Source organism: Sulfitobacter sp. OXR-159 (genome assembly GCF_034377145.1).
In the GTDB taxonomy this organism is placed as follows: domain Bacteria; phylum Pseudomonadota; class Alphaproteobacteria; order Rhodobacterales; family Rhodobacteraceae; genus Sulfitobacter.
Window position 1 is genome coordinate 1,114,525 of record NZ_CP139707.1, and the last position, 24,120, is coordinate 1,138,644.

The following is a 24,120-nucleotide window of genomic DNA, read 5'->3' on the forward strand; positions in this document are numbered from 1 at the left end:
CAAGGCCGGGGTCGATGCCGTCTTATCTTGAGGGGGAGATGGCTCAGTTCTTGGCCTTGTCCACCATCTTGCCTGCGGAAATCCACGGCATCATCTCACGCAGTTTCGCGCCGACCTGTTCGATGCGGTGCTCGTCATTGATGCGACGTGTGGCTTTGAACGAAGGCTGGCCGACTGCGTTTTCCTGCATGAAGTCACGCACGAACTTGCCGTTCTGGATGTCCGTCAGCACGTCTTTCATGCGCTTCTTGGTCTCGTCGTAGGGCAGGATGCGCGGGCCGGAGACATATTCGCCGTATTCCGCCGTGTTCGAGATCGAGTAGTTCATGTTGGCGATGCCGCCTTCATAGATCAGGTCGACGATCAGCTTCACTTCGTGCAGGCATTCGAAATAGGCCATCTCGGGGGCGTAGCCCGCCTCGACCAGCGTCTCAAAGCCCATGCGGATCAGTTCGACCAGACCACCGCAGAGCACGGCCTGTTCGCCAAAGAGGTCGGTTTCGCATTCTTCACGGAAGTTGGTCTCAATGATGCCCGAACGGCCGCCACCGATGGCAGAGCAATAGGACAGACCGATTTCCAGCGCTTTGCCAGATGCGTCTTTGTCGACGGCCACGAGGCAGGGCACGCCGCCGCCTTTGGTGTATTCGCCGCGCACCGTGTGGCCGGGGCCCTTGGGCGCCATCATGATCACGTCGACGCCTTCTTTCGGCTCGATCAGGCCGAAGTGGACGTTTAGGCCGTGGGCGAAGGCAATGGCGGCACCCTCACGGATGTTGTCATGCACGTATTTCTTGTATGTTTCTGCCTGAAGTTCATCGGGCATTGTAAACATGATCAGGTCGGCCCAAGCAGCCGCTTCGGCGATGCCCATGACCTTGAGGCCTTCGCCTTCGGCCTTGGCGGCGGAGGCAGAGCCTTCGCGCAGGGCGACGACGAGGTTCTTGGCACCGGAATCGCGCAGATTCAGGGCGTGGGCGTGGCCTTGGGAACCGTAGCCGAGGATCGCCACCTTCTTGTCCTTGATGAGGTTCACATCGCAGTCACGGTCATAATAAACGCGCATGATCTTGTCCTTTTGTTGATCTCTATCTGGGGTTCACCATAGCGATCTTGCGTCTAGGAGCCATTGTCATCGCAGAGGTATTTGTGAAAGGATGAAGATAGTTATTCGTCGTTTCACTGGAAAACGGAAAATTCATGCTTGATGATCTGGATCGCCGTATTTTGCGCTATTGGCAGGCGGAGCCGAGTCTCAGCCCCGGGGAGCTGGCGGAGCGGTGCAATATCACCTCCGGCAAAGCGGCGCGACGGATTGCGCGGCTGCAGGATCAGGGGATCGTGCAGGGCAGCGGTGTGGTGATCGATTGGGCCGCACTGGGCTATGCGTTGGAGGTGTCTTTGCGGGTGACGCTGGACAAGACGCAGGCCAATGCCTTCGACATCTTTATGGCAGAGGCGCGGCAGGTGCCTGAGGTGATCGAGCTTCAGACGTTTTTGGGCCGGGTCGATCTGCGGCTGTCGATTATTGCGCGGGACATGGGGCATTATCAGCAGATTTACCGCAGCCGCATTCTGACCCTGCCGCATATCGCCGAGATCGAAGCGTTGATGCATGTGGCGCGGATCAAGACGCAAGAGGGGCTGCCGCTGTGATTGAACTTGATGAGATTGACCGATCGTTGCTGCGTGCCTTGGCACGGGATGCGACGCAGAGTGCGAGTGCCTTGGGACGGCGGTTTGGTCTATCGCAGCCTGCGACATGGCGGCGGATCAGGCGGTTAGAAGAGGGCGGCGCGATTGCCGGGCGGCGGTTGCGGTTGAATGCCGAGGCGTTGGGTTTTGGCGTGACCGTTTTTCTGGGCATCAAACTGGCTACGCGGGGGCGGGTGAGTTTGGAGGATTTCGAGCGGGCGGTTTCGGCCATTCCCGAGGTGCAGACGGTGGAGCATGTCTTGGGACTTTTCGACTACCGTCTGCGGGTCGTGGCGCGGGACCTGCCTGACTTCGAGCGTGTGCTGAGGCGGCGGATCATGACACTGCCCGGCGCGGGGGAGGTGGAGGCCAATGTGCTTTTGAGCGAGGAGCGTCTGCCAGGGCCGCTTTAGCCGTGAATTGCCTTTTGCGGCGGCGGGACATATGCCTTTGATCGAAAGATGGAGGAAGAACGATGGCATTGCTCGACACGGTAGACCCCACGGGGCTTGATGAATTCAGCGTGGTCTTTACCGACCGTTCGCTCAACCACATGTCAGCGGAATTTCAGCAGGTCATGCGCGACCTCTCGGGCTGGCTGGGCGAAGTGTACAACGCCGACGCTGTGGCTCTGGTGCCCGGCGGCGGTACCTATGCGATGGAGGCCGTGGCGCGGCAATTCGCGCGGGGTCAAGACGTGTTGGTGGTGCGTAACGGGTGGTTTTCCTACCGTTGGAGCCAGATCATTGAGAGCGCCGATCTGACCAAGAGTGCCGAGGTGATGAAGGCCCGGATGCAGGGCAACACCAGCCCCGCGCCCTTTGCGCCCGCGCCGATTGAAGAGGTCACTGCGGCTATTCGCGAAGGGAAACCGCAGGTCGTGTTTGCCCCGCATGTGGAGACCAGCTCGGGCATGATCTTGCCGGATGACTACATCAAAGAAATGGCCGCGGCGGCGCATGAGGTCGGCGCGTTGATGGTGCTTGATTGCATCGCCTCGGGCTGTGTCTGGGTGGATATGAAGGCGCTTGGGGTCGATGTGCTGATCTCGGCCCCCCAAAAGGGGTGGAGCGCGTCGCCTTCCGCTGGGCTGGTGATGATGTCCGCGCGGGCAGAAGCGCGGTTGAATGAGACCACGTCGGACAGTTTCGCCATCGATCTGCGCAAGTGGCGCGACATCATGAAAGCCTATGAGGCGGGGGGGCATGCCTATCACGCGACCATGCCGACGGATGCGCTGCGGCTGTTCCGTGATACAGTGAAAGAGACCCGCGATTATGGGTTCGACCGGTTGAAAGAAGCGCAGTGGCGTTTAGGGGAAGCGGTGCGGCAGGCGCTGGCCGCACGGGGGGTGATTTCGGTTTCTGCTGACGGGTTTGCCGCGCCGGGCGTGGTGGTCGGCTACACCGCCGATCCGGATGTGCAAAACGGCAAGGCCTTTGCCGCTCATGGCATGCAGATTGCAGCGGGCGTGCCGTTGCAGGTGGGAGAGCCGGATGATTTCCGCACCTTCCGTCTTGGGCTGTTCGGGCTGGATAAGCTTTATGACGTTGACGCCACCGTGGCACGGTTGACGGCTGTGCTCGACGAGGTTTTGTAAAACAGGCTGCGCCGCGCGTTAGCGGCGCAGGCCCAGCCCCATTTGCATCAGCATCTTGCGCACTTGGGGCAGGGCGTAGAGCGCATTAAGCGCTGCCGCCCGCGCATCGCGGGCCAGTGGGCTGCTGGCTTGGCTGGCCCGGTTCAGCAGGTCAATGCCCCGGACGCGCAGGCTGATGTCTGCGTGGCGGGCTTTGTGGTAGGCTTCTAGCATCTCGGCATCGCCGAGCGATCCGGGCGATTTGCGGGCCAGATCCAACAACGTCGCCAGATCGGTTAGCGACATGTTCAGCCCCTGCGCGCCGATGGGGGGCAGCACATGGGCGGCCTCAGCCACCAATGCCACCCGTTCGGCGGAGAGGCGCTTGGCCTCTTGGCTGATGATCGGCCAAAGCGCGCGGTGGCTGGTGAGGGTCAGCGGCCCGAAGAGGTTGGCTGAGCGTGCCGTTGCCTCGGCCTCAAATGCGGCGGTATCCAGCGTGGCGCGGGCTTGGGTCGCGGGACCGTCGTCCATCCAAACCACGGCGGAGCAGGGCATGCCGTCGCGGTCGGGCAGGGGGACGAGGGTGAAGGGGCCGCCGGAGCGGTGCACTTCGGTCGAAACATTCTCATGCGGGATGGGGTGTGTCACGCAAAAGGCCAGCGCCTTTTGGCCGTAGCGGCGGGTGGTGACTTCGATCCCGGCGGCATCGCGCATTGGGCTGTTTCGCCCATCGGCGGCGATCACCAGTCGCGTTTTGATGCGGCTGCCATCGCTGAGACCGACACGGGCCTCGGAGCTGCGGGTGAAGAGCGTGGTGGTGCCAGTGCCGGGGCGAAAATCGACATTGGGCAGCGCGTTCAGGCGGGCCAAAATCTCGCGGCGCAGCAGCCAATTTGGGAAGTTCCAGCCGAAGGGGGCATCTGAGATATCGGCGGCGTCGAACTCGCGGGTGACGCGGGGGCTCGGGTCATCGCCCCCCGCATCGACGATCCGCATGATCTGCAAAGGGGCGGCATGTGGGGCGAGGCGGTCCCATAGTCCGGCGTCTTCCAAGAGCAGACGGGATGGTTGCAGCAGCGCGGTGGAGCGCATGTCGGCGCCCTCGGCCGCGCCGTCGGTGACGGGTGGTGTGGGGTCGACGCAGATCACGTCGAAACCCGCCGCGCCAAAAGCGGCCGCGGCAGTCAATCCGGCGATGCCGCCACCGGAAATCAGAATATCGCAATCAAAGGTCATCAGCCCGCCACCCGTGTCAGAAAATCGCAGAGGTCTTGCGTATGGTAGTGGATGTGATCGCCTTCGCCACGTGTAGGCGCCACATGCACTGTGCGCATCCCCAAGGCGTGCGGGGCCGCAAGGTTGCGTGGATCATCCTCAAACATCGCGGCGGCTGCGGTTTGGAAACCGTCGATGGCAAAGACCTTGTCATAGGCCGCGGCTTCGGGTTTGGGCAGGAAATCAGCGTGTTCGACGCCGTAGACCGCATCGAATAGCCCTGAAAGGCCGCGCGCCTCAAGCACCCGCTCGGCGTAGGGCGCGCAGCCATTGGTGTAGACGATGCGCCGCCCCGGCAGGACGCGGATCGCTTGGGCCAGCAGCGGGTCGGGGGTCAGCCGGTCCATCGGGATGTCATGCACATCCGTGAGGTAGGGGCCGGGATCGACGCCATGTTCGCGCATCAGCCCCGCCAGCGTGGTGCCATAGGTCTGCCAATAGTGCTGGCGCAGGTGGTTGGCCTCGGCCCGGTCGACCTTGATGGCGCGCATCACCCAATCGACCATACGCGCTTCGATCAGATCGAAAAGCCGCGCCTCGGGGGGGTAGAGCGTCTGATCAAGGTCGAAGACCCAAGTGGTGACATGAGAGAAAGCATCGCGCGGCATGGCGCAGAGGTAGGCCGAGATGGGCAGCCGCGCAAGCCCTCCCGGGTTGCGCATATGGTCGCGGTGGGTAAGGTGGCGCAACTTTCAAGGACTTGTACCCAATGCCCGACGCCAAAACCGGCCCGACCGACGCCTATTCGATGATACTAGAGGCCATCGACATCGGCACCTATCGCCCCGGTGACCGGCTGGTAGAAAGCGAGTTGGCCGAGCGCTTCGGCGTGTCGCGCACCCCGATCCGTGAAGCTTTACAACGGCTTGAGACCCAATCTCTTTTGATGCGTGACGGGCGCAGCCTGATCGTGGCCTCGCTGGATCACAACCAGATGGCCGAGCTTTACGTCGTGCGGGGGGAGTTGGAAGGGCTGGCCGCGCGTCTGGCCGCGCGCCATGCCACGGCTGAGGAAGTGCGCGTGCTGCGCGAGATGGTGGATGCCGACAACGCGCTGGCGGGCAATCCCAATGCGCTGGCGCGGGCGAATAAGCGGTTTCACAAGCAGATCCATCTGGCGTCGCACAACCGCTATCTGGTGCAACAGCTTGACCTTGTGCACCGCTCCATGGCCTTGATGGCGACCTCTTCGCTTGCGGTGGAGGGGCGTGGGGAGATCGCGCAGGCCGAACATAACCGCATCGTGGAAATGATCGAAGCGCGCGATGAGGATGGCGCGGATGAGGCGCTGCGCACGCATATTTCTGTCGCCTTCATGACCCGATTGAAGCAGGAAGCGGCCCGGCGCGAGGAAGATTTTTAGGCGTCTTTTTCTGCGGCCTTACGTAGTAGGGCAACGTACAACCATGGGCGGTTTTGTCCCAAAAGTGGGGGCTGCGATAGAGCTCACAAAGTGCCTTGGCAGCGGCTACGGCCCCCAGGGCAAAATAGAGCGGGAAGGTGATAACCCAAGGCAGCAGGTGGCGCTGCCCACGGTTTGAGACCGCAGTCACAGAGGCGCAGAGGTTCAGCAATTCGGACAGGATGAACAGTGCGAATATCGCCGTCATGGTGGGTGGGGCAAGCCAGTCAGTGACCGGGTGGTACAGGCCAAAGAAGGTCAGCCAGAGCGACCAGAGCAGCGGGGCAAGGGCAAATTGCGAGACCGTCGAGAGGAAGATCGCCTGCGCGCCGATGAACCGCCGCAGCCCGAGGTCTTGCAGCAGGGCACGCGGCCTCTGCATATGGACGGCCCATGTGATGAGATAGCCTTTCAGCCACCGCGATCGTTGCCGCACCCAAGGCCAAGGGCGGCAGTTGGCCTCCTCAAAAGTGGTGGTGGGTATTAGTTCGGTCACATAACCGCGCCGCGCCAGTCGAAGACCCAGATCGGCATCCTCTGTCACGTTATGAGCGTCCCAAGCGCCGAGCCGTTCAAGGATATCACGGCGGAAAAACAGGGTTGTCCCACCTAGAGGGACAACCAGCCCCAGTCGGGCGACACCGGGTAGGATTACCCGCCACCACGTTGCATATTCGATGGCGAAACAGCGGGCCATCCAATTGCTGCGGCTGTTGTAAAAATCCAGAACCCCCTGCAAACAGGCGACATTCTCAGGCGCGTTTTGAAAACGGGTTACGATCTGTTCGATCTGGTCCGGCTCTGGCGCATCCTCGGCGTCCCACACGCCGATGATACTGCCCCGGCAGAAGTCGAGCGCGTAGTTCAGCGCGCGGGGCTTGGTCTTGAGCGCCCCGGCGTCGGGCACTTCGATCACGCTGATCCACGGCGGTAAAGGGGTGCGGGCGATGGTCTTTCGGGTGAGGCTGTCGCTTGCTTCGAGGACCAAGACCACCTCCAGCAGTGATTTGGGGTAGGTCAGCCAAGACAGCCGCGCGATAAGCGCCTGCGCGATCTCTTCCTCATGCAGCAACGGCACGAGGACAGAGACGCGGGGCAGGCGGAACCCTTTCATATCACTGGCTTCTGGCGGTGCCTGCGGTGAGGCGGGCCGCATGAGAGACGCCCAAAGCGCCGCTGCCTTGAGGCCACTGGTCAAAAGCAGCGTAAAGGCCCCCCAGAGAAGCGCCACGGCGAGGACTGCCGAGGGAAAGAATACCAGCAGGGCAACGAGGGACAGCAGAATGCCCTGCAACGCAAACCGCCGTTTTCGGCTGCGCACCCCCCAGTTTCGACAGCTTTCGGCGTCCGCCACACGGGTGACGGCATGATGCGCGAGCTCTGTCGCGTAAAGACGGCCGATCTGGGTCTGCACCTGCTGGGGGTCGGCGATGACCAGCACCAAGGACTCCCCCCTTTCGCCCAAGGCACTGCAAAGCTGTGAAAATTCGGCGGGACGGCTGCTGGCCACGAAAAGCCGGTCGCCCAGTTCTAGCCAAGGCACCGCGCCAAATTTCAGACAGAGGCGCGCGGGTATCCGAGCAGAGAGGCGCGGATCGGAGGGGCTGCGCGTAAGATCGACAGGCTGCGCACCGTACTGCCGGGCGAGCGCCCTGACGATGTCATCAGGCGTGACCAGCCCTTCGGTCGCGAGGACCTCGCCCAAGGGGGCGTCGATCCGGCGCTGTAGGTCGAGCCCGTGGAGCAGATCGCTTGGCCCGATGACCCCCGCCGCAATCAGATGCTGACCCAACCGCATCCGGCGGGCGGGCGCGGCGGCCATACGCGGCGCTGAGAGTTTAAGGCGGAGGTTGCTCATTCCGTGCCCCGTCGAGGTTCCGGAATGAGACTGGCAGGCGACCGTTAATTGAGAATTAACAGCCGCCTATGCAATCAATGCATGTGGAGAATTTTAGGCGCTACGCGCGGCCATGGCTTCGCTGAAACGCTCAAACAGGTAATAGCTGTCCTGCGGGCCGGGGCTGGATTCGGGATGGTGCTGCACCGACCAGACCGGGCGGCCATCGACGCGGATGCCGCAGTTCGACCCGTCAAAGAGCGACACATGCGTCTCGCGCACGCCCTCGGGCAGGGATTGGCCATCGACTGCGAAACCGTGGTTCATCGAGGTGATCTCGACCTTGCCGGTGTCATAGTCTTTGACCGGGTGGTTCGCCCCGTGGTGGCCGTGGCTCATCTTAACCGTGGTCGCACCAAGCGCCAGCGCCAACATCTGGTGACCAAGGCAGATGCCAAAGACCGGCAGATCGGTTTTATCCAGCACGTCGCGGATCATCGGCACGGCATAGGCACCGGTCGCTGCCGGATCGCCCGGACCGTTGGAGAGGAACACGCCGTCCGGCTTATGCGCCATGATATCGTCATAGGTCGCGGTGGCGGGCAACACGGTCACGTCGCAGCCCGCAGAGGCGAGGCAGCGCAGGATGTTGCGTTTCGCGCCGTAGTCTACGGCCACGACCTTGTGTTTGGCCTCGGTCTGGGGCGCGTAGCCGTCGGGCCATGCCCACCGCATCTCGTTCCAACGGTAAGTCTGGGCGCAGGTGACATCCTTGGCCAGATCCATGCCTTCGAGACCGGCAAAACTGCGGGCGGCGGCGACCAGCGCTTCGATGTCAAAGTTGCCGTCCGGGTCATGGGCGAGGGCAGCGTGCGGCGCGCCCTGCTGGCGGATCGCGCGGGTTAGGCGGCGGGTGTCGATACCACCGATGGCGATGCGGCCACGTGCGGCGAGCCAATCCGACAGCGGCTGGATGTTGCGCCAGCTGCTGGGCGTGGTGGGCATCCATTTGACGACCATCCCGGCGGCGACCGGATCGCCGGTCTCGTCATCTTCGGGGTTGGTGCCGACATTGCCGATATGCGGGAAGGTGAATGTCACGATCTGGCCCGCATAGGAGGGGTCGGTCATGATCTCTTGGTAGCCGGTCATCGCGGTGTTGAAACACAACTCCGCCACGGTCTGGCCGGTGGCGCCAAACCCCATGCCGTAGAAAATCGATCCATCCGCGAGGGCAAGGCAGGCGGTTGGGCGTGGGCGAGCGGGCGCGGACATGGGGCAGTCTCCGGGCAGAAATGGGCGGGTAAACGGGTGGCAACCTAATCCCGTGCGGGCGCGGGGTCAATAGCCGGAGAGAAATGAGATATCGTTTTATAACAGTGGGTTACCTTCCGTCGCCCCCCATTGCTCCGCGCGGAGAGAGCAGGTAAGCTGCGACACTTGGATTTAGCGAAACACAGGAAACCACCATGTCATTGCGGATGCGCATCTCGGATGCTTTGAAACAGGCCATGAAAGACAAGGCGGCGGACCGGCTTTCGACGCTGCGGCTTATCAATGCCGCGATCAAGGACAAGGACATCGCCGCCCGGGCCAACGGCACGGATGAGGGCGTGTCGGATGCCGAGGTGCTGGGCATTCTCAGCAAGATGGCCAAGCAGCGTCAGGAATCGGCGCGCGCCTATGAAGAGGGCGGGCGTCTGGACCTTGCGGAGCGGGAGCGCGAAGAAGTCGAGGTGATCGAAGAGTTCCTGCCACGGCAGCTCAGCGTCACCGAAACCTCTGCCGCGGTGGATAAGGCTGTGGCCGACGTCGGCGCGACCTCAATCCGCGATATGGGCAAGGTCATGGGGCTGTTGAAAGAGCGCTATACCGGCCAGATGGATTTTGGCGCGGTGGGTCCGGTTATCAAAGACCGTCTGAGCTGAGCCACGATCAGGGTTTGAGATGAAGGGCTGGGCCGTCGGGTCCGGCCCTTTTTTAGGTGTGCAGGTGATGTGACAGATCATCGTAAAGCGCGATCCTCTCATCTTCGCTGAGAAAGGCCCCGATCTCTACCTCGCGGCCCTCGCCGCGCAGGGTCACGTAATGCGGCACCGGGCCGTCATCGTCGTATTTCTTCACTCGGGCCCAATAGCGGTTGCAGTTCCAATCCTTCACCTCGCCCTTGGCGGTGGTATGCACCAGCCGCGCCGTGGTCTCGTCGAGGGTCAGCACCTCTTCGATTTGCCGGGCGCGATGGTTGTGCTGCAAGGCCCAGTAAACCGCGCCCAAGGCCAAGAGCACGAAGGGCAGCAGCCCCCAGAGCAGGGCGGTGCCGAGCATGGCGAAAAGCGGGATCATCGCCAGCGTGAAAGTCGCCAGCATGAAAGCCGCAAAGCCGCGCGCGGGCAGGGATTGATGCGGCCAAAGGCGCATCTGCTGCGGATTTGCGCGGGGCGGGGTTGTCCATTCGTAGGGCATGGGATCGCTCAAGCTCACTCGCCCGGCAAGATAGCGGTGCGGCGGGCGTTGGGAATGCGGCGCGGGGACGCGGATGCGGTCAGTCGCCCAGCAGATCCCAACGGTTGCCGAAAGGATCGCGGAAGACGGCAACTTTGCCATAGGGCTCGTGCCGCGGTGCTTCTTCAAATATGACACCAGCAGCTGACAAACGGTCGAATTCTGCTGTGAAATCATCTACTTTCAAGAACAGCCAAACGCGCCCCGCGCCCTGTTTGCCAATCGCGGCCTTTTGCTGGTCGTCATCGGCTCGGGCCAGAATGAACCCCGTCTGCGCGCCGGGCGGGGTGACGCGCACCCAGCGTTTGCGGCCCTGATCAACGTCTTCGGTGAGGTCGAACCCCATGACGCCACAGTAGAAATCGATTCCCGCGTCATAGTCAGGAACGATCAAGGTTATCGCAGAGAGATGCATCGTCTCGCTCCAAGCGGCGGGCGCGGGAGAAGGCCGCGCCCGCAGGTGGTTTACTCTAGTTCAACAAGCAGGTCCTTGGCGTCGATCTGACCACCGGCCTGAACATGCACGGCCTTTACCACTGCATCACGCTCTGCATGCAGGCCCGTTTCCATCTTCATCGCTTCAATGGTCAAAATCAGGTCGCCCGCCTTGATCTTTTGTCCTTCCTTAACCCCGACAGAGGCCACGACTCCCGGCATTGGCGCACCGATGTGGTTGGCGTTGCCGGGCTCAGCCTTGGGCCGCTGCACGGTGGCGTCCTTGACCAGACGGTTCGCCACACGGATCACCCGCGGCTGGCCGTTCAACTCAAAGAAGACCTTCACTTCGCCATCTTCACCGGCCTCGGATTCGGCCTGCAGGCGGATCTCCAACGTCTTGCCGGGGTCGATCTCGGCCGAGATTTCAGCGCCCGGCTCCATGCCATAGAAGAACGTATGCGTGGGCAGGGTGCGGACCGGACCATAGACGCGGTGGCGGCCCATGTAGTCGAGGAAAACCTTAGGATACATGAGGTAGCCGCAGAGATCCTCATCATCGATCTGCATGCCGTCCAATTGCTCGGACAGTTCCTTGCGCAGGGCCTCAAGATCGACGGGCTCCAGATGTTTGCCGGGGCGTTCGGTGTTTGGTGTCTCACCTTTCAGCACTTTCTTGACGATGCCTGCCGGAAAACCGTTGGGCGGCTGGCCCAGATTGCCGCGCATCATGTCGATCACGCTGTCGGGGAAGGACACATCGACGTTCGGGTCTTCGACCTGCGCCCGGGTCAGCCCTTGGGAAACCATCATCAAGGCCATGTCGCCCACAACCTTGGACGAGGGCGTGACTTTGACGATATCGCCGAACATCTGGTTCACATCCGCGTAGGTCCGCGCCACCTCGGGCCAGCGGTCCTCCAACCCCATGGAGGCGGCCTGCGCCTTGAGGTTCGTGAACTGACCGCCGGGCATTTCGTGCAAATAGACCTCGGAGGAGGGCGCCTGCATGCCGGTTTCGAATGCCGCGTAGTGACCGCGGACTTCTTCCCAGTAATCAGAGATTTCGCGCACGGCCTTCATGTCGATTCCGGTGTCGCGGTCTGTGTGTTGCAGAGCCGAAACCACGGTGCCGAGCGTCGCCTGCGAGGTGTTGCCAGAAAGCGCATCCATCGCGCAATCGACAGCGTCTACCCCCGCCTCAGAGGCCGCGAGGATCGTGGCGGTGGCGCTGCCTGCGGTGTCATGGGTGTGGAAGTGGATCGGCAGACCAACCTCGGATTTCAGCGCTTTGACCAATGCGCGGGCTTGGGCGGGTTTCAGCAGACCGGCCATGTCTTTCAGCCCCAGCACATGCGCGCCGGCGGCTTTCAAATCCTTGCCCATGTTGACGTAATACTGAAGGTCGTATTTCGCGCGATCCGGATCGAAAATGTCGCCAGTGTAGCAGATCGTGCCTTCGCAGACCTTGCCGGAGGAGATCACCGCATCCATCGCCACGCGCATGTTCTCAACCCAGTTCAGGCTGTCGAAAACGCGGAAGACATCGACGCCGGTATTCGCCGCTGTCGCGACGAATTTCTGCACAACGTTGTCGGGATAGTTGGTATAGCCCACGCCGTTGGAGGCGCGCAGCAGCATCTGGGTCATCACATTGGGCAGGGCCGCGCGCAGATCGCGCAGGCGTTGCCACGGGCATTCCTGCAAAAAGCGGTAGGCCACATCAAAGGTAGCGCCGCCCCAGCATTCGACAGAGAAAAGCTGCGGCAGATTGGCGGCATAGGCGGGGGCCACCTTGATCATATCCAAGCTGCGCATCCGGGTCGCCAGAAGCGACTGATGCGCGTCGCGCATGGTGGTGTCGGTGATCAGCAACTGACGTTGTTGCCCCATCCAATCGGCCACGGCCTGCGGGCCTTTTTGCTCCAGCAGGTTGCGTGTGCCCATCTGCGGCTCGCCACGCAGCACGGGCGGTTTGGGATCGCGAACATGGGCAGCAGGCAGGGCGTGGCCCTTGGTCTCGGGATGACCGTTGACGGTGATGTCGGCGATATAGGTCAGCACCTTGGTGGCACGGTCGCGGCGCTGCTTGAAGTTGAAAAGCTCCGGCGTCTCGTCGATGAACTTGGTGGTGTATTCATTGTTCAAAAACGTCGGGTGCTTCAGCAAGTTTTCGACAAAGGCGATGTTGGTTGACACGCCGCGCACGCGGAATTCGCGCAAGGCGCGGTCCATCCGCGCAATCGCCATCTCGGGCGTGGGTGCCTTGGCCGTGACCTTGGTCAGCAGACTGTCGTAGTAGCGCGTGATCACCCCGCCCGCGTATGCCGTGCCACCATCAAGGCGGATGCCCATGCCGGTGGCCGAGCGGTAGGCGGTGATGCGGCCATAGTCGGGGATAAAGTTATTCTGCGGGTCTTCGGTGGTCACGCGGGTTTGAAGGGCGTGACCGGTGAGGGTGATGTCCTCCTGCCGTGTCTTGCCCGTGGCTTCGGCGAGCGATTTGCCCTCGGCGATGAGGATTTGGGCGCGGACGATGTCGATGCCGGTGACCTCTTCAGTGACGGTATGTTCGACCTGCACGCGCGGGTTTACTTCGATGAAGTAGAATTTGCCGTCGTCCATATCCATCAGGAATTCGACGGTGCCGGCGCATTCATAGTTCACATGGGCACAGATTTTTCGGCCAAGCTCGCAAATCTCGGCGCGTTGGTCTTCGGAAAGGTATGGCGCGGGGGCGCGCTCGACCACCTTCTGGTTGCGGCGCTGGACAGAGCAGTCGCGCTCATAGAGGTGGTAGATATCCCCCTGTTTGTCGCCGAGAATTTGCACTTCGACGTGGCGCGCGCGCAGGATCATCTTCTCCAAATAACCCTCGCCATTGCCAAAGGCGGCTTCGGCCTCGCGACGGCCTTCGCGGACTTTTTCTTCGAGTTCCTTTTCCGACATGATCGGGCGCATGCCACGACCGCCCCCGCCCCATGAGGCTTTGAGCATCAGGGGATAGCCGACTTCCTTCGCCTCAGCGCGGATTGCGTCCATGTCGTCACCCAGCACTTCGGTCGCAGGAATGACCGGCACGCCCGCTTCCATGGCAACGCGGCGGGCGGAGGCTTTGTCGCCCAAAGCGCGCATGGTTTCGGCGCGGGGGCCGATGAAGGTGATGCCGTTCTGCTCGCAGGCATCGACGAACTCGGGGTTCTCTGAAAGCAGACCGTAGCCGGGGTGGATCGCGTCAGCGCCTGCGGCCTTGGCCACGCGGATCATCTCGTCGATGCTGAGATAGGCGGCGACGGGGCCGAGGCCCTCGCCGATGCGGTAGGCCTCATCCGCCTTGAACCGATGCAGGCCTAGCTTGTCTTCTTCGGCGTAGACCGCGACCGTTTTCTTGCCCATCTCATTGGCGGCGCGCATGATGCGGATCGCAATCTCTCCGCGGTTGGCGATCAGGATCTTTTTGAAATCGGTCACTCGTTGGTCTCCCCTGCTGGATTTAACGGCAGCTTAGGGATGCTGCGGTGCAGCGCAAGGGGGCTGTGGCCGTCTTTGTCACATTTCTGCAAGCTTTCCGATCAGAGCGGCGAGAGATCGAAGGGGGCGGGCAGGTCGCGCAGGTTGCCTGCGCCCAACTGCCCCATATTGGCAGTAAGATCGCGCGCGAGCAGATCGATCAGGTGATCAACCCCGCGGGGCCCGAGTGCGGCGAGGGCAAAGTGGAAAGCCCGGCCCAGCATGACGAAATCCGCGCCGAGCGCGAAGGCGCGCAGAATGTCGAGACCCGATTCCACGCCGCTGTCAAAGATCACCGGCAGTTTCGTGGCCGCACGAATGGCGGGCAGCGCCTCGGCGCTGGCCGGGGCTGCGTCGAACTGACGGCCCGCGTGGTTCGAGACCCAGATCGCATCCGCGCCGGCTTTCTCTAGGGCGGTCGCATCTTCTGGGCGCAAGACACCTTTGATCACCAGCGGGCCATCCCAATGGGCGCGCAGCCAGTGCAGATAGTCCCAATCGGGCGCGGTGCGCAGCAGATAGCCGACATGGGCGGTTGGCGGTAGGTTCGCGCTGGCCGTGCCTTCCGTATATTTATCGAGCATCTTCATATGGGGCAGGCCACGCCGCGCCATGCCCATGGCCCACGCGGGCCGCATCGCCACCTGTGCCATCAGGCGGGGGGTAAGCTTGGGCGGGCTGGTCAGGCCAGAGCGGGTCTGCCGCTCACGGCGCGAGGCCACTGGAACATCGACGGTGAGGACCAGTGTGGTAAAACCCGCGGCCTTGGCGCGGGCCAGCATGTCGGTGCGAATCTCGGGGTCGCGCGGGGGGTAGAGTTGGAACCAACCATGCGCGCCCAGATGGGGTGCAACATCTTCGGGGCTTGTGGCGGCCACAGTGGAAAGGCCAAAGGGAATGCCCGCCCGATCCGCCGCGCGGGCAAGGTGTGCTTCGGCATCGGGCCAGATCAGGCCGGACATGCCCAAAGGGGACATTCCGAAGGGCAGGGGCAGCTTTTGCCCCATCAACTCAACGCTGAGATCGGGGGAGAATTCACCGTGCAACACCGATGGCATGAGCCCGACACGGTCCAAGGCCGCGCGGTTGCGGTGTTTGGTGGCCTCGGTCCCGGTCGCGGAATCAAGGTATTCCCAAACGAATTTAGGCAGGCGCGATTGCGCGCGGCTGCGCAGGTCCGATAGGGCGGGATAGGTTGCATGTAGGTCCATGGCGGCATTTGCGCCAAAGGGTTACGGATTGTCCAGATAGAGAAGAAGCGCGGAGATCGAGCCGGCGCCCCGCCGTCGGCGTAAGGGCGCCGCGCGGGCGGCGTGGTTTGCCGCCCGCCGGCTTACTGGCGGAAAACTGACCGGGCGAGCGGTGCTGCTTCGCTGATCTTACGGTTCGGTGCGGTGGGTAGATTGCCGGCCATATCCACAAGTGCTGCGATGGCCGCTTCGATTTCATCGCTGTCGCCGTTGGTCCCCCCATCCATATCGATCAAATGCAGGGTCGGGGACGCCTCGGCATCCAGACGTTCCTGCGCGATCGACCGGAGCTCTTGCATGGTGCTGTCGATGGCGCGGCAAAGCCCGGCCAGCATTCCCGCCGATCCGGTGAGTTTCGCCGGGTCGATCAACCCTTTCTCAGCGGCATCCAGCACCGTCGAAATTTGTTCGAGTTTGAACGAAGAGGTCGCCGCGAAATAGCGCACATCCTCAAAAGCGAGGGTATCGCGGTTATCCCGTTGCACCCGTTCAACGACAATGGCGCTGCCCACAACCCGATCAATGCCGCGGTAAGACTGGATATAATGCAGCGTGGTGTCCCAGATCAGCGGCCCACGCGGCATATGCAGCATCTCACGGTAGCGGATTTGACCTGCGTTTGAGACGCAGCGCGCATAGCGTTCATTGACCGCCTCAGCCTCTTCATAGGGCATTAAACTGTGCAGGGGGCGGTTTATCACCTCATCCATCACCATGCCGCTGTGCGCTTCATGGGCGGTGTTTAGGGCAAGAAGTTCGAAGTGCCCGCTGTCGGCGTTCAATTCCGCAATGAACATCGGCAGCTTGAACCGGTCAATCTCTCGGCGCAGTACCGAAGTATCATCATTTCTGAACATGAGCGGTTCCTCTCGTTTGTCGTTGTGTCATCACATTGGCCCCAAAGCATTATCAACGGGTAAAGATTTGCCCTGCATTTGAAATTCCCGGTCATTGCGCTCCCGCCCCATGACGCCTAATAGTCTTTCGAAGGAACATTTGCGGAACGTCTCTTTATCTCGTATCGCGGACGCGCTAGATTGTGGGCATGAGTGATTTTGACGAAATGGACGCCTTTGAGGGCGCTTCCCTGTCCGCCCGCGCCATGGCTGCGCGCCCGCAGCCTTATCTGGAGGGGTTGAATCCCGCCCAGCGTGCGGCGGTCGAGACATTGGACGGCCCTGTGTTGATGCTTGCCGGGGCGGGCACTGGTAAAACGCGGGCGCTGACGGCGCGAATCGTGCATCTGCTCAACACCGGGCGCGCACGGCCGCATGAGGTGTTGGCGGTCACCTTCACCAACAAAGCCGCGCGGGAGATGAAGAACCGCGTGGGTCAGATGCTAGGCCAGCAGGTGGAGGGGATGCCGTGGCTGGGCACGTTCCACGCGATCTGCGTCAAGCTGCTGCGGCGCCATGCGGAATTGGTGGGGCTGAAAAGCAATTTCACGATCCTCGATACGGATGACCAGCTGCGTTTGCTTAAGCAGTTGGTCGCCGCAGAGGGGATCGACGACAAACGCTGGCCCGCGCGGATGCTGGCGGGGATCATCGACGGCTGGAAGAACCGCGCCCTGACCCCCGATAAGGTTCCAAGTGCGGATGCCGGGGCCTATAACCACCGTGGGCCGGAGATTTACGCGCAATATCAACGCCGTCTGGTTGAACTGAACGCCACCGACTTCGGTGATCTGCTGCTGCATATGGTGACGATTTTTCAGGCGCACCCGGATGTGCTGGCCCAGTATCAGCGCTGGTTCAAATATATCCTCGTCGACGAATATCAGGATACCAACGTGGCCCAATACCTGTGGCTGCGGCTGCTAGCGCAGGGGCACAAGAATATTTGTTGCGTCGGTGACGACGACCAGTCGATCTATGGTTGGCGCGGGGCCGAGGTGGGCAACATCCTGCGGTTTGAGACGGATTTCCCCGGCGCCCATGTGGTGAAGCTCGAGCAGAATTACCGCTCGACCCCGCATATTTTGGCCGCCGCGTCAGGCGTGATCGCGGGCAATGAGGGGCGGTTGGGCAAGACCCTGTGGACCGAAGAGACCGAGGGCGAAAAGGTGCGCCTGATCGGCCATTGGGATGGTGAGGAAGAGGCGCGCTGGATCGGGGATGAGATCGAATCCGCACAGCGCGGCACAAGGGGGCTCAGCCCGTTCTCGCTGGACGATATGGCGATTCTGGTCCGGGCAAGCCATCAGATGCGCGCCTTTGAGGACCGGTTTTTGACCATCGGCTTGCCCTACAAGGTGATCGGTGGCCCCCGATTCTATGAGCGTTTGGAAATCCGCGATGCCATGGCCTATTTCCGCGTAGTCACCAGCCCCGACGATGATCTGGCCTTTGAGCGGATCGTGAACACGCCAAAGCGCGGTTTGGGTGAAAAGGCGCAGCAGAAAATCCAGCGCACCGCGCGCGAACATGGGGTGAACCTTGTCGAAGGGGCGCGAATTCTCTTGGCACACGGGGGGATCAGCGGCAAAGGGGCAGCACAACTGCGGCTGTTGATTGACGGGATCGACCGTTGGGCAGCAATGCTGCAAGGCCCGCGGATCGAGATCAGCGAAGACGACTCGGTACTTGATGATGGCGCGGCGCCGCTGCGGGTCGACTACGGCCCGCCCGAGGTCTCTCATGTTGAACTGGCCGAAATGATTCTCGACGAAAGCGGCTATACCGGCATGTGGCAGAATGACAAAACGCCCGAAGCGCCGGGACGGCTGGAAAACCTCAAGGAACTCGTCAAAGCCTTGGAGGGGTTCGAGAACCTGCAAGGCTTCCTCGAACATGTCAGCCTGATCATGGACAATGAACAGGAGGGCGATGGCGAGAAGGTCTCGATCATGACGCTTCATGCGGCCAAGGGATTGGAATTCCCTATGGTTTTCCTGCCGGGTTGGGAAGATGGATTGTTCCCCTCGCAGCGCTCGATGGATGAAAGCGGGTTAAAAGGGCTCGAAGAGGAGCGGCGGCTGGCCTATGTCGGCATCACCCGCGCCGAGCAGATTTGTACGATCTCTTTCGCTGCCAATCGCCGGGTCTTCGGCCAGTGGCAAAACGCGATGCCGTCGCGTTTCATTGATGAGCTGCCCGAAGAACATGTGGATGTGCTGACCCCGCCGGGGCTTTACGGTGGTGGGTTCGGCGCCGCGATGCCGCAATCCGACCTGCATGACCGCGCGGCAAGCGCGAATGTCTATAACTCTCCGGGCTGGAAACGCCTGCAATCGCGCAGCGGGGCGCGGGGCACCAGCCAGCCGCGCGAAAGCCGAAATGTCACGATCGACATGCAGGCGATCGCTGCCTTTGAAATGGGTGAGCGCGTTTTCCACGATAAATTCGGCTATGGCGAGGTGATTGGTATGGAGGGCGACAAGATGGAAGTCGCATTTGAAAAGGCCGGGACCAAGAAGGTCGTGTCGCGTTTTCTGACCGGTGGTAACGACGTGCCGTTCTAAAGCGCCGTTGTACCGCTATGGCGAGGCTGTCAAAAGCCCGTCTAAACAAGGCCTTAAAAACAAAAACGACGACACCTTGGGAGGAAGGTGCCGCCGTTTCTATGTCGGCCCGAAGCGTCGAGGGAGGGTCGGCTTCGGGTCTCCTTGCGGGGTCCGCCTCATTCAGGGAGGAGGAAGGTGACGCGCACCCCGACTTTCAGACGGCAGAACAGGGAGGGGTTCTGACGTCCGATCTCTATCTCTGCTTAGCCGCGGGAAGATTCCCATGCGACGCGGCGCAGTTCGGAACGGCTCAGGCCAAGGTCGGCCAGTTCCCGGTTGCTCAACGCGCTCAGACCGTCGAAAGTTTCACGGTACAGACGGTGCTGTTTGTAGCGGGTTGCCAGTGCTTCGAATGCGCCGCCGATACGGGCGAAGACGGAAGTTGTGTTTGCGGTTGTTGTGTTCATGTAAGCCATTTCGGCGCCTCTTTTTTCATCGGTTAATCATCTCGTTGCGTGCTATTTACGCTCTTTCTGCATTTGCACAACGGGCATAAAGTCAATGCCGCTATGCAGAAATCGCATAGGTTTGGATTGGCGCAACTTATTGATTAGAAACGGTTTTGATCCTGCGGCGAAACGGCGCAACGTCATAAAACTGTCATATGGGGGTGGAGTGGGAAAAGGGGGCGACGACATCTGGGAGGAGGTAGATGTCGCCGCCAATTACAGACACATCCGGGAGGAGGATGGAAGCGTCTGGTCTTTCCAAACTCAGCTGCATCCGGGAGGAGGAGGGATGCATCCAAGTCTTGGTCAAATCAGACACATTCGGGAGGAGGATGAATGTGTCTGGTCTTTCCGAAAGCGGGGCGCTTGGCCCTGCCTATGAACCTAAGTTAGCGCTAATTGCTGCGAGTGCACAATATTTCTTTTTGCAATGCTGCTATGCGGCGAAAACATGGTACCCCTGCGTAATCCTTGGGCATTCCGCCTCATCCCTATGCAAAAATGGCCGTCCCCTTGCGCTTGGCGCAGAACCTGCCATTTCAGAAGCAGTAATAGAGGAGAATTTGCGCATGTCTGTGACCAAAGCAGAAGTCGAAGCGGCGCTGGCGCGGGTGCAACTGCCCGACGGGAAAAGCCTGCTGTCCCATGATCTGGTCCGCGCGCTGGTCGTCGAAGGCGATAAAGTGCGATTCGTCATCGAAGCGCCCAACGCCGATGTCGCGCGCCAGATGGCCCCCCTGCGTGACGCCGCAGAGCAGGTGGTGCGCGATTTGCCCGGGGTAGGTGATGTATCGGTTGCCCTGACCGCCCATGGCCCCGCCCCGAAAGCGCCCAGTCTCAAGATTGGTGGGCACCCCAAACCGCAAGAGGGGCCGATGAAGCCCAGTGGCGTGAAGCGCATCCTTGCCATCGGCTCGGGCAAGGGTGGGGTCGGGAAATCAACCGTCAGTTCCAACCTCGCGGTGGCGCTGGCGCGGGCGGGGCGCAAGGTGGGTCTGCTTGACGCAGATATATACGGTCCCAGCCAGCCGCGCATGATGGGGGTGAATAAACGCCCTGCCAGCCCCGACGGCAAAACGATCATTCCGCTGCAGGCCCATGGCGTGACCATGATGTCGATTGGTTTTATGTTGGAAGAGGGCAAGGCCGTGGTCTGGCGCGGGCCGATGCTGATGGGCGCGCTGCAGCAGATGCTGGGGCAAGTGGAGTGGGGCGAGCTGGACGTGCTGCTTGTCGATCTGCCGCCCGGTACGGGTGACGTGCAGTTGACGCTCTGCACCAAGTCCGAGCTGTCGGGCGCGATCGTGGTCAGCACACCGCAGGATGTGGCCCTGATCGACGCGCGCAAGGCGCTGGACATGTTCGCGACGCTGAAGACCCCCGTGCTGGGCCTGATCGAGAATATGTCGACATTCGTCTGCCCCGATTGCGGTTCTCAGCATGAGATCTTTGGCCATGGCGGTGTGGCGGCAGAGGCCGACAAGATGGGGGTGCCGCTGCTGGGCAGCCTGCCGATTGATCTGGACACCCGTCTGGCGGGGGACCACGGCACGCCGATCGCCGCGGGCGAAGGGCCGATGGCCGACGCCTATGCGCGTCTTGCGCGGGGTCTGATCGACGGCGGAATGGCCTGAAACGGGGTGGCGCGGGCGGCTACCCCAGCTCGCGCCCTTCGACCAGATGACCATAGAGTGTCGTCAGCATCGAGACGAAAACCAGCCCCTCTATAAGGTAGATCGCTGAATCCAGCATCAGGCGCAGGCCGGGTTCGGCGGGCGGCAGTATGCTTGCGATCACGCCCAACAACGTATTCACCACTGCCAGTAATACGGCCAGTGCCCAGAGCGTGCTTGCCAGCGGTTCCGTCGCGCGCCAGCTTTCGCGCACTGACATAACGTGCCCCAAGGCGGCGGCGGGCAATACCAGGCTGAGCCGCAGCGCCAGCCATAGGAAGGCCACGCCCGCCACCAGGCCGATCAAGAGCAGCGCCGCCGGGCTCGACCCGGTCAGCCCGCCCAAAAGCAGCATGGCGAGGCCTATGGGAAGGGCCGCAAGAAACTGGACGAAGCCCAGAACGATGGCCCGCCAGACATAGGCCCCGAACAGACGCGCGCCGGGGCGCAGGTCGGTCCCGCCATGGCCAAGCAATACATAGCGGTGCCAGAGAATGGCCATCAGCGCATAGCCAAGTATGCCGGCCAGCCCGCAGGCAATCAGGATCAAGAGTTGATCCGTGGGGGGCGGCGCGGCGTTGTCGATCACCTGATCCATCGCTCCAAGCGCATCTCCGGCCAGCACACCCGCCACGGCGGCAGCACCCATCACCCAAAGCACCGCGGGCAGGATCACCCGCAGCGTGGTGGAGGGCGCGTGAAACAGCATGTTCAGCGCGTGGGTGAATAGAGCCGTAGCTTGGATCATGATGCACTCCCTCATTTTGCGGCACTACATGGGGTGGGTAGGACGAAAGGGCAAGATGCAGTCGGTCGAGGGGAGCTTCGGGCTGGGAAAGCGTGGGCGGTTGGGACGTCATGGGAAAAGTCGCGGGAATGCATGGGAAGTCTGGGAAATTATGGGCACCCCTTGTGCTATTGGCGGGTTCTGCCGATTCGCGGGCATGGGACTTGGCGTGCATTCTTGGGGTTCGGTTGGCGTTCTGCGGAACAGGCAACGAACACGCTCTGTGGATAACTATGTGCGCAAATTTTAGTGGGAAACTGTGGGATATTGTGCAGCCCGCAATTCATTAACAAGATATTGTGTTTGAGGTCCAAAGGATCTCAAATTAAGCCATTTTCCGCTCAAAAAGTTATACCAGATGTTGTTCCCACAGCCTGTGCAAAACAAAATATTGGGCATATTTCCAAAAAATATGTAGACGCCCATCAATTCCCATGGCATCCCTAGTGCATCGGATGAGAGCGGGACACGGGGCAGCAAACGACCCCAAAAACAATCAAAACCTAGCAGGTTTCATACAGGCACCTCGCTTTCATCAGACCAAAGAGATCCGGCGCGCGAGCGAGCAGACATCCCCCCAGGTGGCGCGCGCAGTCGGACTTCCCCCGCCAAGCTGCGGGACGTGGGCGGCGGGTTGATCAGTGGCAGCGGATCAACCCGCCGTTTCCATTTCCGGGGCAGGGCAGAAAGACGAAAAAACGAATTAAGCGCAAAGGCGCAAGAGGCAGGGACAGAACGTGAGCCGCAGGTTCAGAGGCGAAAGCCACCACAAGGTCGATACGAAGGGGCGGGTGTCTATCCCAGCCTCTTTTCGGCGTGTGTTGGAGGCTGGCGACCCGAACTGGAAAAACGGCGACAATCCCGAATTGGTCATTGTTTATGGCGACCAGCGCCGCAACTACCTTGAATGCTATACCATGGAAGCCATCGAAGAGGTCGACGCCAAGATCGACCGCATGCCCCGTGGCTCCATGCAGCGTAAGGCGCTGCAGCGTCTGTTCCACGGCCAGTCTTTCCCGACCACGGTAGATGAGACAGGCCGTTTGGTGCTGCCTGCCAAGCTGCGCAACAAAATTGAACTCAACGGCGAGGCGTTCTTTATCGCTGCCGGTGACACCTTCCAGATTTGGAAGCCCGAAACCTACGAGACCGAGGAAGAATCCTGGCAGCAAGAGCTGCCCGACGATGTCGACCCGCTCTCGTTCCTTGATGGTGATATGGAGGTCTGACGGAATGGTTGCTGCCTCTAACCCTTCCGCCCCTCACACCCCCGTTCTGCTGCGTCCTATCCTGAGCGCCGTGGCGCCCGTGGAAGGGGTCTGGCTTGATGGTACCTTTGGCGCGGGCGGCTACACCCGTGGTTTTCTAGAAGCCGGCGCCGCGCGTGTGATCGCGGTGGACCGTGACCCTCTGGCGTTCGAGATGGCAGCGGAATGGGCGGGCGACTATGGCGACCGCATCACCATGCAGCAGGGCGTCTTCTCGCGCATGGATGAATATGCCCAAGATCTTGATGGGGTGGTGCTGGACCTCGGCGTTTCTTCGATGCAGCTTGATCAGGCCGAGCGTGGGTTCTCCTTTATGAAGGATGGCCCGCTCGACATGCGGATGAGCCAAGATGGCCCCTCGGCAGCCGATCTGGTCAATGAGGCCGAAGAAGAGATCATCGCCAATATCCTGTTCCAATACGGCGAAGAACGCGCCTCCCGCCGGATCGCCAAGGCGATTGTCCGCGCCCGAGAAGACGCGCCGATCACCACCACATTGGAATTGGCCAAACTGGTCGAAGGCTGCCTGCCACGCTCCAAGCCGGGTCAAAGCCATCCCGCCACGCGCAGCTTCCAAGCGCTGCGCATCGCGGTGAACAATGAATATGGCGAGCTGTTCCAAGGGCTTATGGCTGCAGAGCGCGCGCTAAAGCCGGGCGGGAAACTGGCCGTGGTGACCTTTCATTCGGTCGAGGACCGCATGGTCAAACGCTTCCTCACCGCGCGGGCAGGGGCCGGGGGCAATGCTAACCGTTTTGCCCCGGCGCTTGAACAGGCGCCGCCGCAGTTTACACTCAAATCCCGCAAGGCAATCGGGCCTGATGCGCAGGAATTGGACGAAAACCCGCGCAGCCGTTCGGCCAAACTACGGGTCGCCACGCGCACCGATGCGCCCAGTGGCGAGATTGACGCGAAATCCATCGGCATGCCGATGGTCAGGGGGATCTGAG

21 protein-coding genes are annotated in these 24,120 nt (G+C 61.5%); 9 read left to right on the forward strand and 12 right to left on the reverse strand.

Features of this window, described 5'->3' with window-relative positions:
- Positions 1 to 43: 43 nt before the first annotated feature.
- Positions 44 to 1,066, reverse strand: coding sequence for a ketol-acid reductoisomerase (ilvC, locus tag T8A63_RS05495; protein WP_067622701.1), 1,023 nt, complete (start codon positions 1,064 to 1,066; stop codon positions 44 to 46).
- A 134-nt stretch (positions 1,067 to 1,200) separates the two neighbouring features.
- Between ilvC and T8A63_RS05500 the strand changes: the two genes are divergently transcribed.
- From T8A63_RS05500 to T8A63_RS05510, 3 genes are all read left to right on the forward strand, one after another.
- Complete coding sequence (locus tag T8A63_RS05500) at positions 1,201 to 1,656, forward strand: Lrp/AsnC family transcriptional regulator (RefSeq protein WP_067935636.1); 456 nt, start codon at positions 1,201 to 1,203, stop codon at positions 1,654 to 1,656.
- Positions 1,653 to 2,108, forward strand: a complete 456-nt coding sequence (locus T8A63_RS05505; protein ID WP_067935639.1) for an Lrp/AsnC family transcriptional regulator — start codon at positions 1,653 to 1,655, stop codon at positions 2,106 to 2,108. The genes T8A63_RS05500 and T8A63_RS05505 overlap by 4 nt, the downstream gene beginning before the upstream one ends.
- 62 nt (positions 2,109 to 2,170) lie before the next feature.
- Entirely contained in the window at positions 2,171 to 3,295 is a 1,125-nt protein-coding gene (locus tag T8A63_RS05510) for an aminotransferase class V-fold PLP-dependent enzyme (RefSeq protein WP_067935641.1), read from the forward strand.
- Between the two features lie 18 nt (positions 3,296 to 3,313).
- On the opposite strand, the gene T8A63_RS05515 is transcribed toward T8A63_RS05510, so the two are convergent.
- Both T8A63_RS05515 and T8A63_RS05520 read right to left on the reverse strand, forming a co-directional pair.
- The gene (locus T8A63_RS05515) at positions 3,314 to 4,513 is read right to left on the reverse strand and encodes a UbiH/UbiF family hydroxylase (protein ID WP_322345221.1); all 1,200 of its coding nucleotides are present in this window, start codon (positions 4,511 to 4,513) and stop codon (positions 3,314 to 3,316) included.
- Positions 4,513 to 5,160, reverse strand: coding sequence for a pyrimidine 5'-nucleotidase (locus tag T8A63_RS05520; RefSeq protein ID WP_322345673.1), 648 nt, complete (start codon positions 5,158 to 5,160; stop codon positions 4,513 to 4,515). The genes T8A63_RS05515 and T8A63_RS05520 overlap by 1 nt, the downstream gene beginning before the upstream one ends.
- Before the next feature lie 101 nt (positions 5,161 to 5,261).
- Between T8A63_RS05520 and T8A63_RS05525 the strand changes: the two genes are divergently transcribed.
- A complete protein-coding gene (locus tag T8A63_RS05525; protein ID WP_067622715.1) occupies positions 5,262 to 5,915 on the forward strand; it encodes a GntR family transcriptional regulator in 654 nt (217 codons plus the stop codon).
- Here T8A63_RS05525 and T8A63_RS05530 read toward each other — a convergent pair.
- The gene (locus T8A63_RS05530; RefSeq protein WP_322345222.1) at positions 5,866 to 7,812 is read right to left on the reverse strand and encodes a glycosyltransferase family 2 protein; all 1,947 of its coding nucleotides are present in this window, start codon (positions 7,810 to 7,812) and stop codon (positions 5,866 to 5,868) included. The two genes, T8A63_RS05525 and T8A63_RS05530, sit on opposite strands and share 50 nt — an antisense overlap.
- A gap of 93 nt (positions 7,813 to 7,905) precedes the next feature.
- Positions 7,906 to 9,066: a glutamine-hydrolyzing carbamoyl-phosphate synthase small subunit gene (carA, locus tag T8A63_RS05535; protein ID WP_322345223.1), complete on the reverse strand. Its 1,161-nt coding sequence runs from the start codon at positions 9,064 to 9,066 to the stop codon at positions 7,906 to 7,908.
- Positions 9,067 to 9,260: 194 nt separating this feature from the next.
- On the opposite strand from carA, the gene T8A63_RS05540 reads away from it, so the two are divergent.
- On the forward strand, positions 9,261 to 9,719 hold the full coding sequence (locus T8A63_RS05540; protein WP_067622724.1) for a GatB/YqeY domain-containing protein: 459 nt from the start codon (positions 9,261 to 9,263) through the stop codon (positions 9,717 to 9,719).
- 52 nt (positions 9,720 to 9,771) lie between these two features.
- Here the strand turns inward: T8A63_RS05540 and T8A63_RS05545 are convergent, their stop codons facing one another.
- The 5 genes from T8A63_RS05545 to T8A63_RS05565 all read right to left on the reverse strand — a co-directional run bounded on the left by T8A63_RS05545 (position 9,772) and on the right by T8A63_RS05565 (position 16,345).
- A complete protein-coding gene (locus T8A63_RS05545) occupies positions 9,772 to 10,254 on the reverse strand; it encodes a DUF2244 domain-containing protein (protein ID WP_322345676.1) in 483 nt (160 codons plus the stop codon).
- A gap of 79 nt (positions 10,255 to 10,333) precedes the next feature.
- On the reverse strand, positions 10,334 to 10,708 hold the full coding sequence (locus tag T8A63_RS05550) for a VOC family protein (RefSeq protein ID WP_322345224.1): 375 nt from the start codon (positions 10,706 to 10,708) through the stop codon (positions 10,334 to 10,336).
- Positions 10,709 to 10,758: 50 nt separating this feature from the next.
- Positions 10,759 to 14,199 (reverse strand): pyruvate carboxylase, encoded by a 3,441-nt coding sequence (locus tag T8A63_RS05555; protein WP_322345225.1) that lies wholly within the window; start codon positions 14,197 to 14,199, stop codon positions 10,759 to 10,761.
- Between the two features lie 101 nt (positions 14,200 to 14,300).
- Positions 14,301 to 15,449 carry an alpha-hydroxy acid oxidase gene (locus tag T8A63_RS05560; protein WP_322345226.1) on the reverse strand — a complete coding sequence of 383 codons (1,149 nt, stop codon included), beginning with the start codon at positions 15,447 to 15,449 and terminating at the stop codon, positions 14,301 to 14,303.
- Positions 15,450 to 15,571: 122 nt separating this feature from the next.
- Complete coding sequence (locus tag T8A63_RS05565) at positions 15,572 to 16,345, reverse strand: hypothetical protein (RefSeq protein ID WP_322345227.1); 774 nt, start codon at positions 16,343 to 16,345, stop codon at positions 15,572 to 15,574.
- Between the two features lie 188 nt (positions 16,346 to 16,533).
- Between T8A63_RS05565 and T8A63_RS05570 the strand changes: the two genes are divergently transcribed.
- Positions 16,534 to 18,951: an ATP-dependent helicase gene (locus T8A63_RS05570; protein WP_322345228.1), complete on the forward strand. Its 2,418-nt coding sequence runs from the start codon at positions 16,534 to 16,536 to the stop codon at positions 18,949 to 18,951.
- Between the two features lie 245 nt (positions 18,952 to 19,196).
- Here T8A63_RS05570 and T8A63_RS05575 read toward each other — a convergent pair whose 3' ends face one another.
- Entirely contained in the window at positions 19,197 to 19,409 is a 213-nt protein-coding gene (locus T8A63_RS05575) for a DUF1127 domain-containing protein (protein WP_067262642.1), read from the reverse strand.
- A 602-nt stretch (positions 19,410 to 20,011) separates the two neighbouring features.
- Between T8A63_RS05575 and T8A63_RS05580 the strand changes: the two genes are divergently transcribed.
- Positions 20,012 to 21,076, forward strand: a complete 1,065-nt coding sequence (locus tag T8A63_RS05580) for an Mrp/NBP35 family ATP-binding protein (protein ID WP_067626811.1) — start codon at positions 20,012 to 20,014, stop codon at positions 21,074 to 21,076.
- 19 nt (positions 21,077 to 21,095) lie between these two features.
- Here the strand turns inward: T8A63_RS05580 and T8A63_RS05585 are convergent, their stop codons facing one another.
- Positions 21,096 to 21,863, reverse strand: coding sequence for a hypothetical protein (locus tag T8A63_RS05585; RefSeq protein WP_322345229.1), 768 nt, complete (start codon positions 21,861 to 21,863; stop codon positions 21,096 to 21,098).
- Positions 21,864 to 22,639: 776 nt separating this feature from the next.
- Between T8A63_RS05585 and mraZ the strand changes: the two genes are divergently transcribed.
- Complete coding sequence (mraZ, locus tag T8A63_RS05590; protein WP_120351387.1) at positions 22,640 to 23,131, forward strand: division/cell wall cluster transcriptional repressor MraZ; 492 nt, start codon at positions 22,640 to 22,642, stop codon at positions 23,129 to 23,131.
- A gap of 4 nt (positions 23,132 to 23,135) precedes the next feature.
- On the forward strand, positions 23,136 to 24,119 hold the full coding sequence (gene rsmH, locus T8A63_RS05595) for a 16S rRNA (cytosine(1402)-N(4))-methyltransferase RsmH (RefSeq protein ID WP_322345230.1): 984 nt from the start codon (positions 23,136 to 23,138) through the stop codon (positions 24,117 to 24,119).
- The last annotated feature ends 1 nt before the right edge of the window (position 24,120 follow it).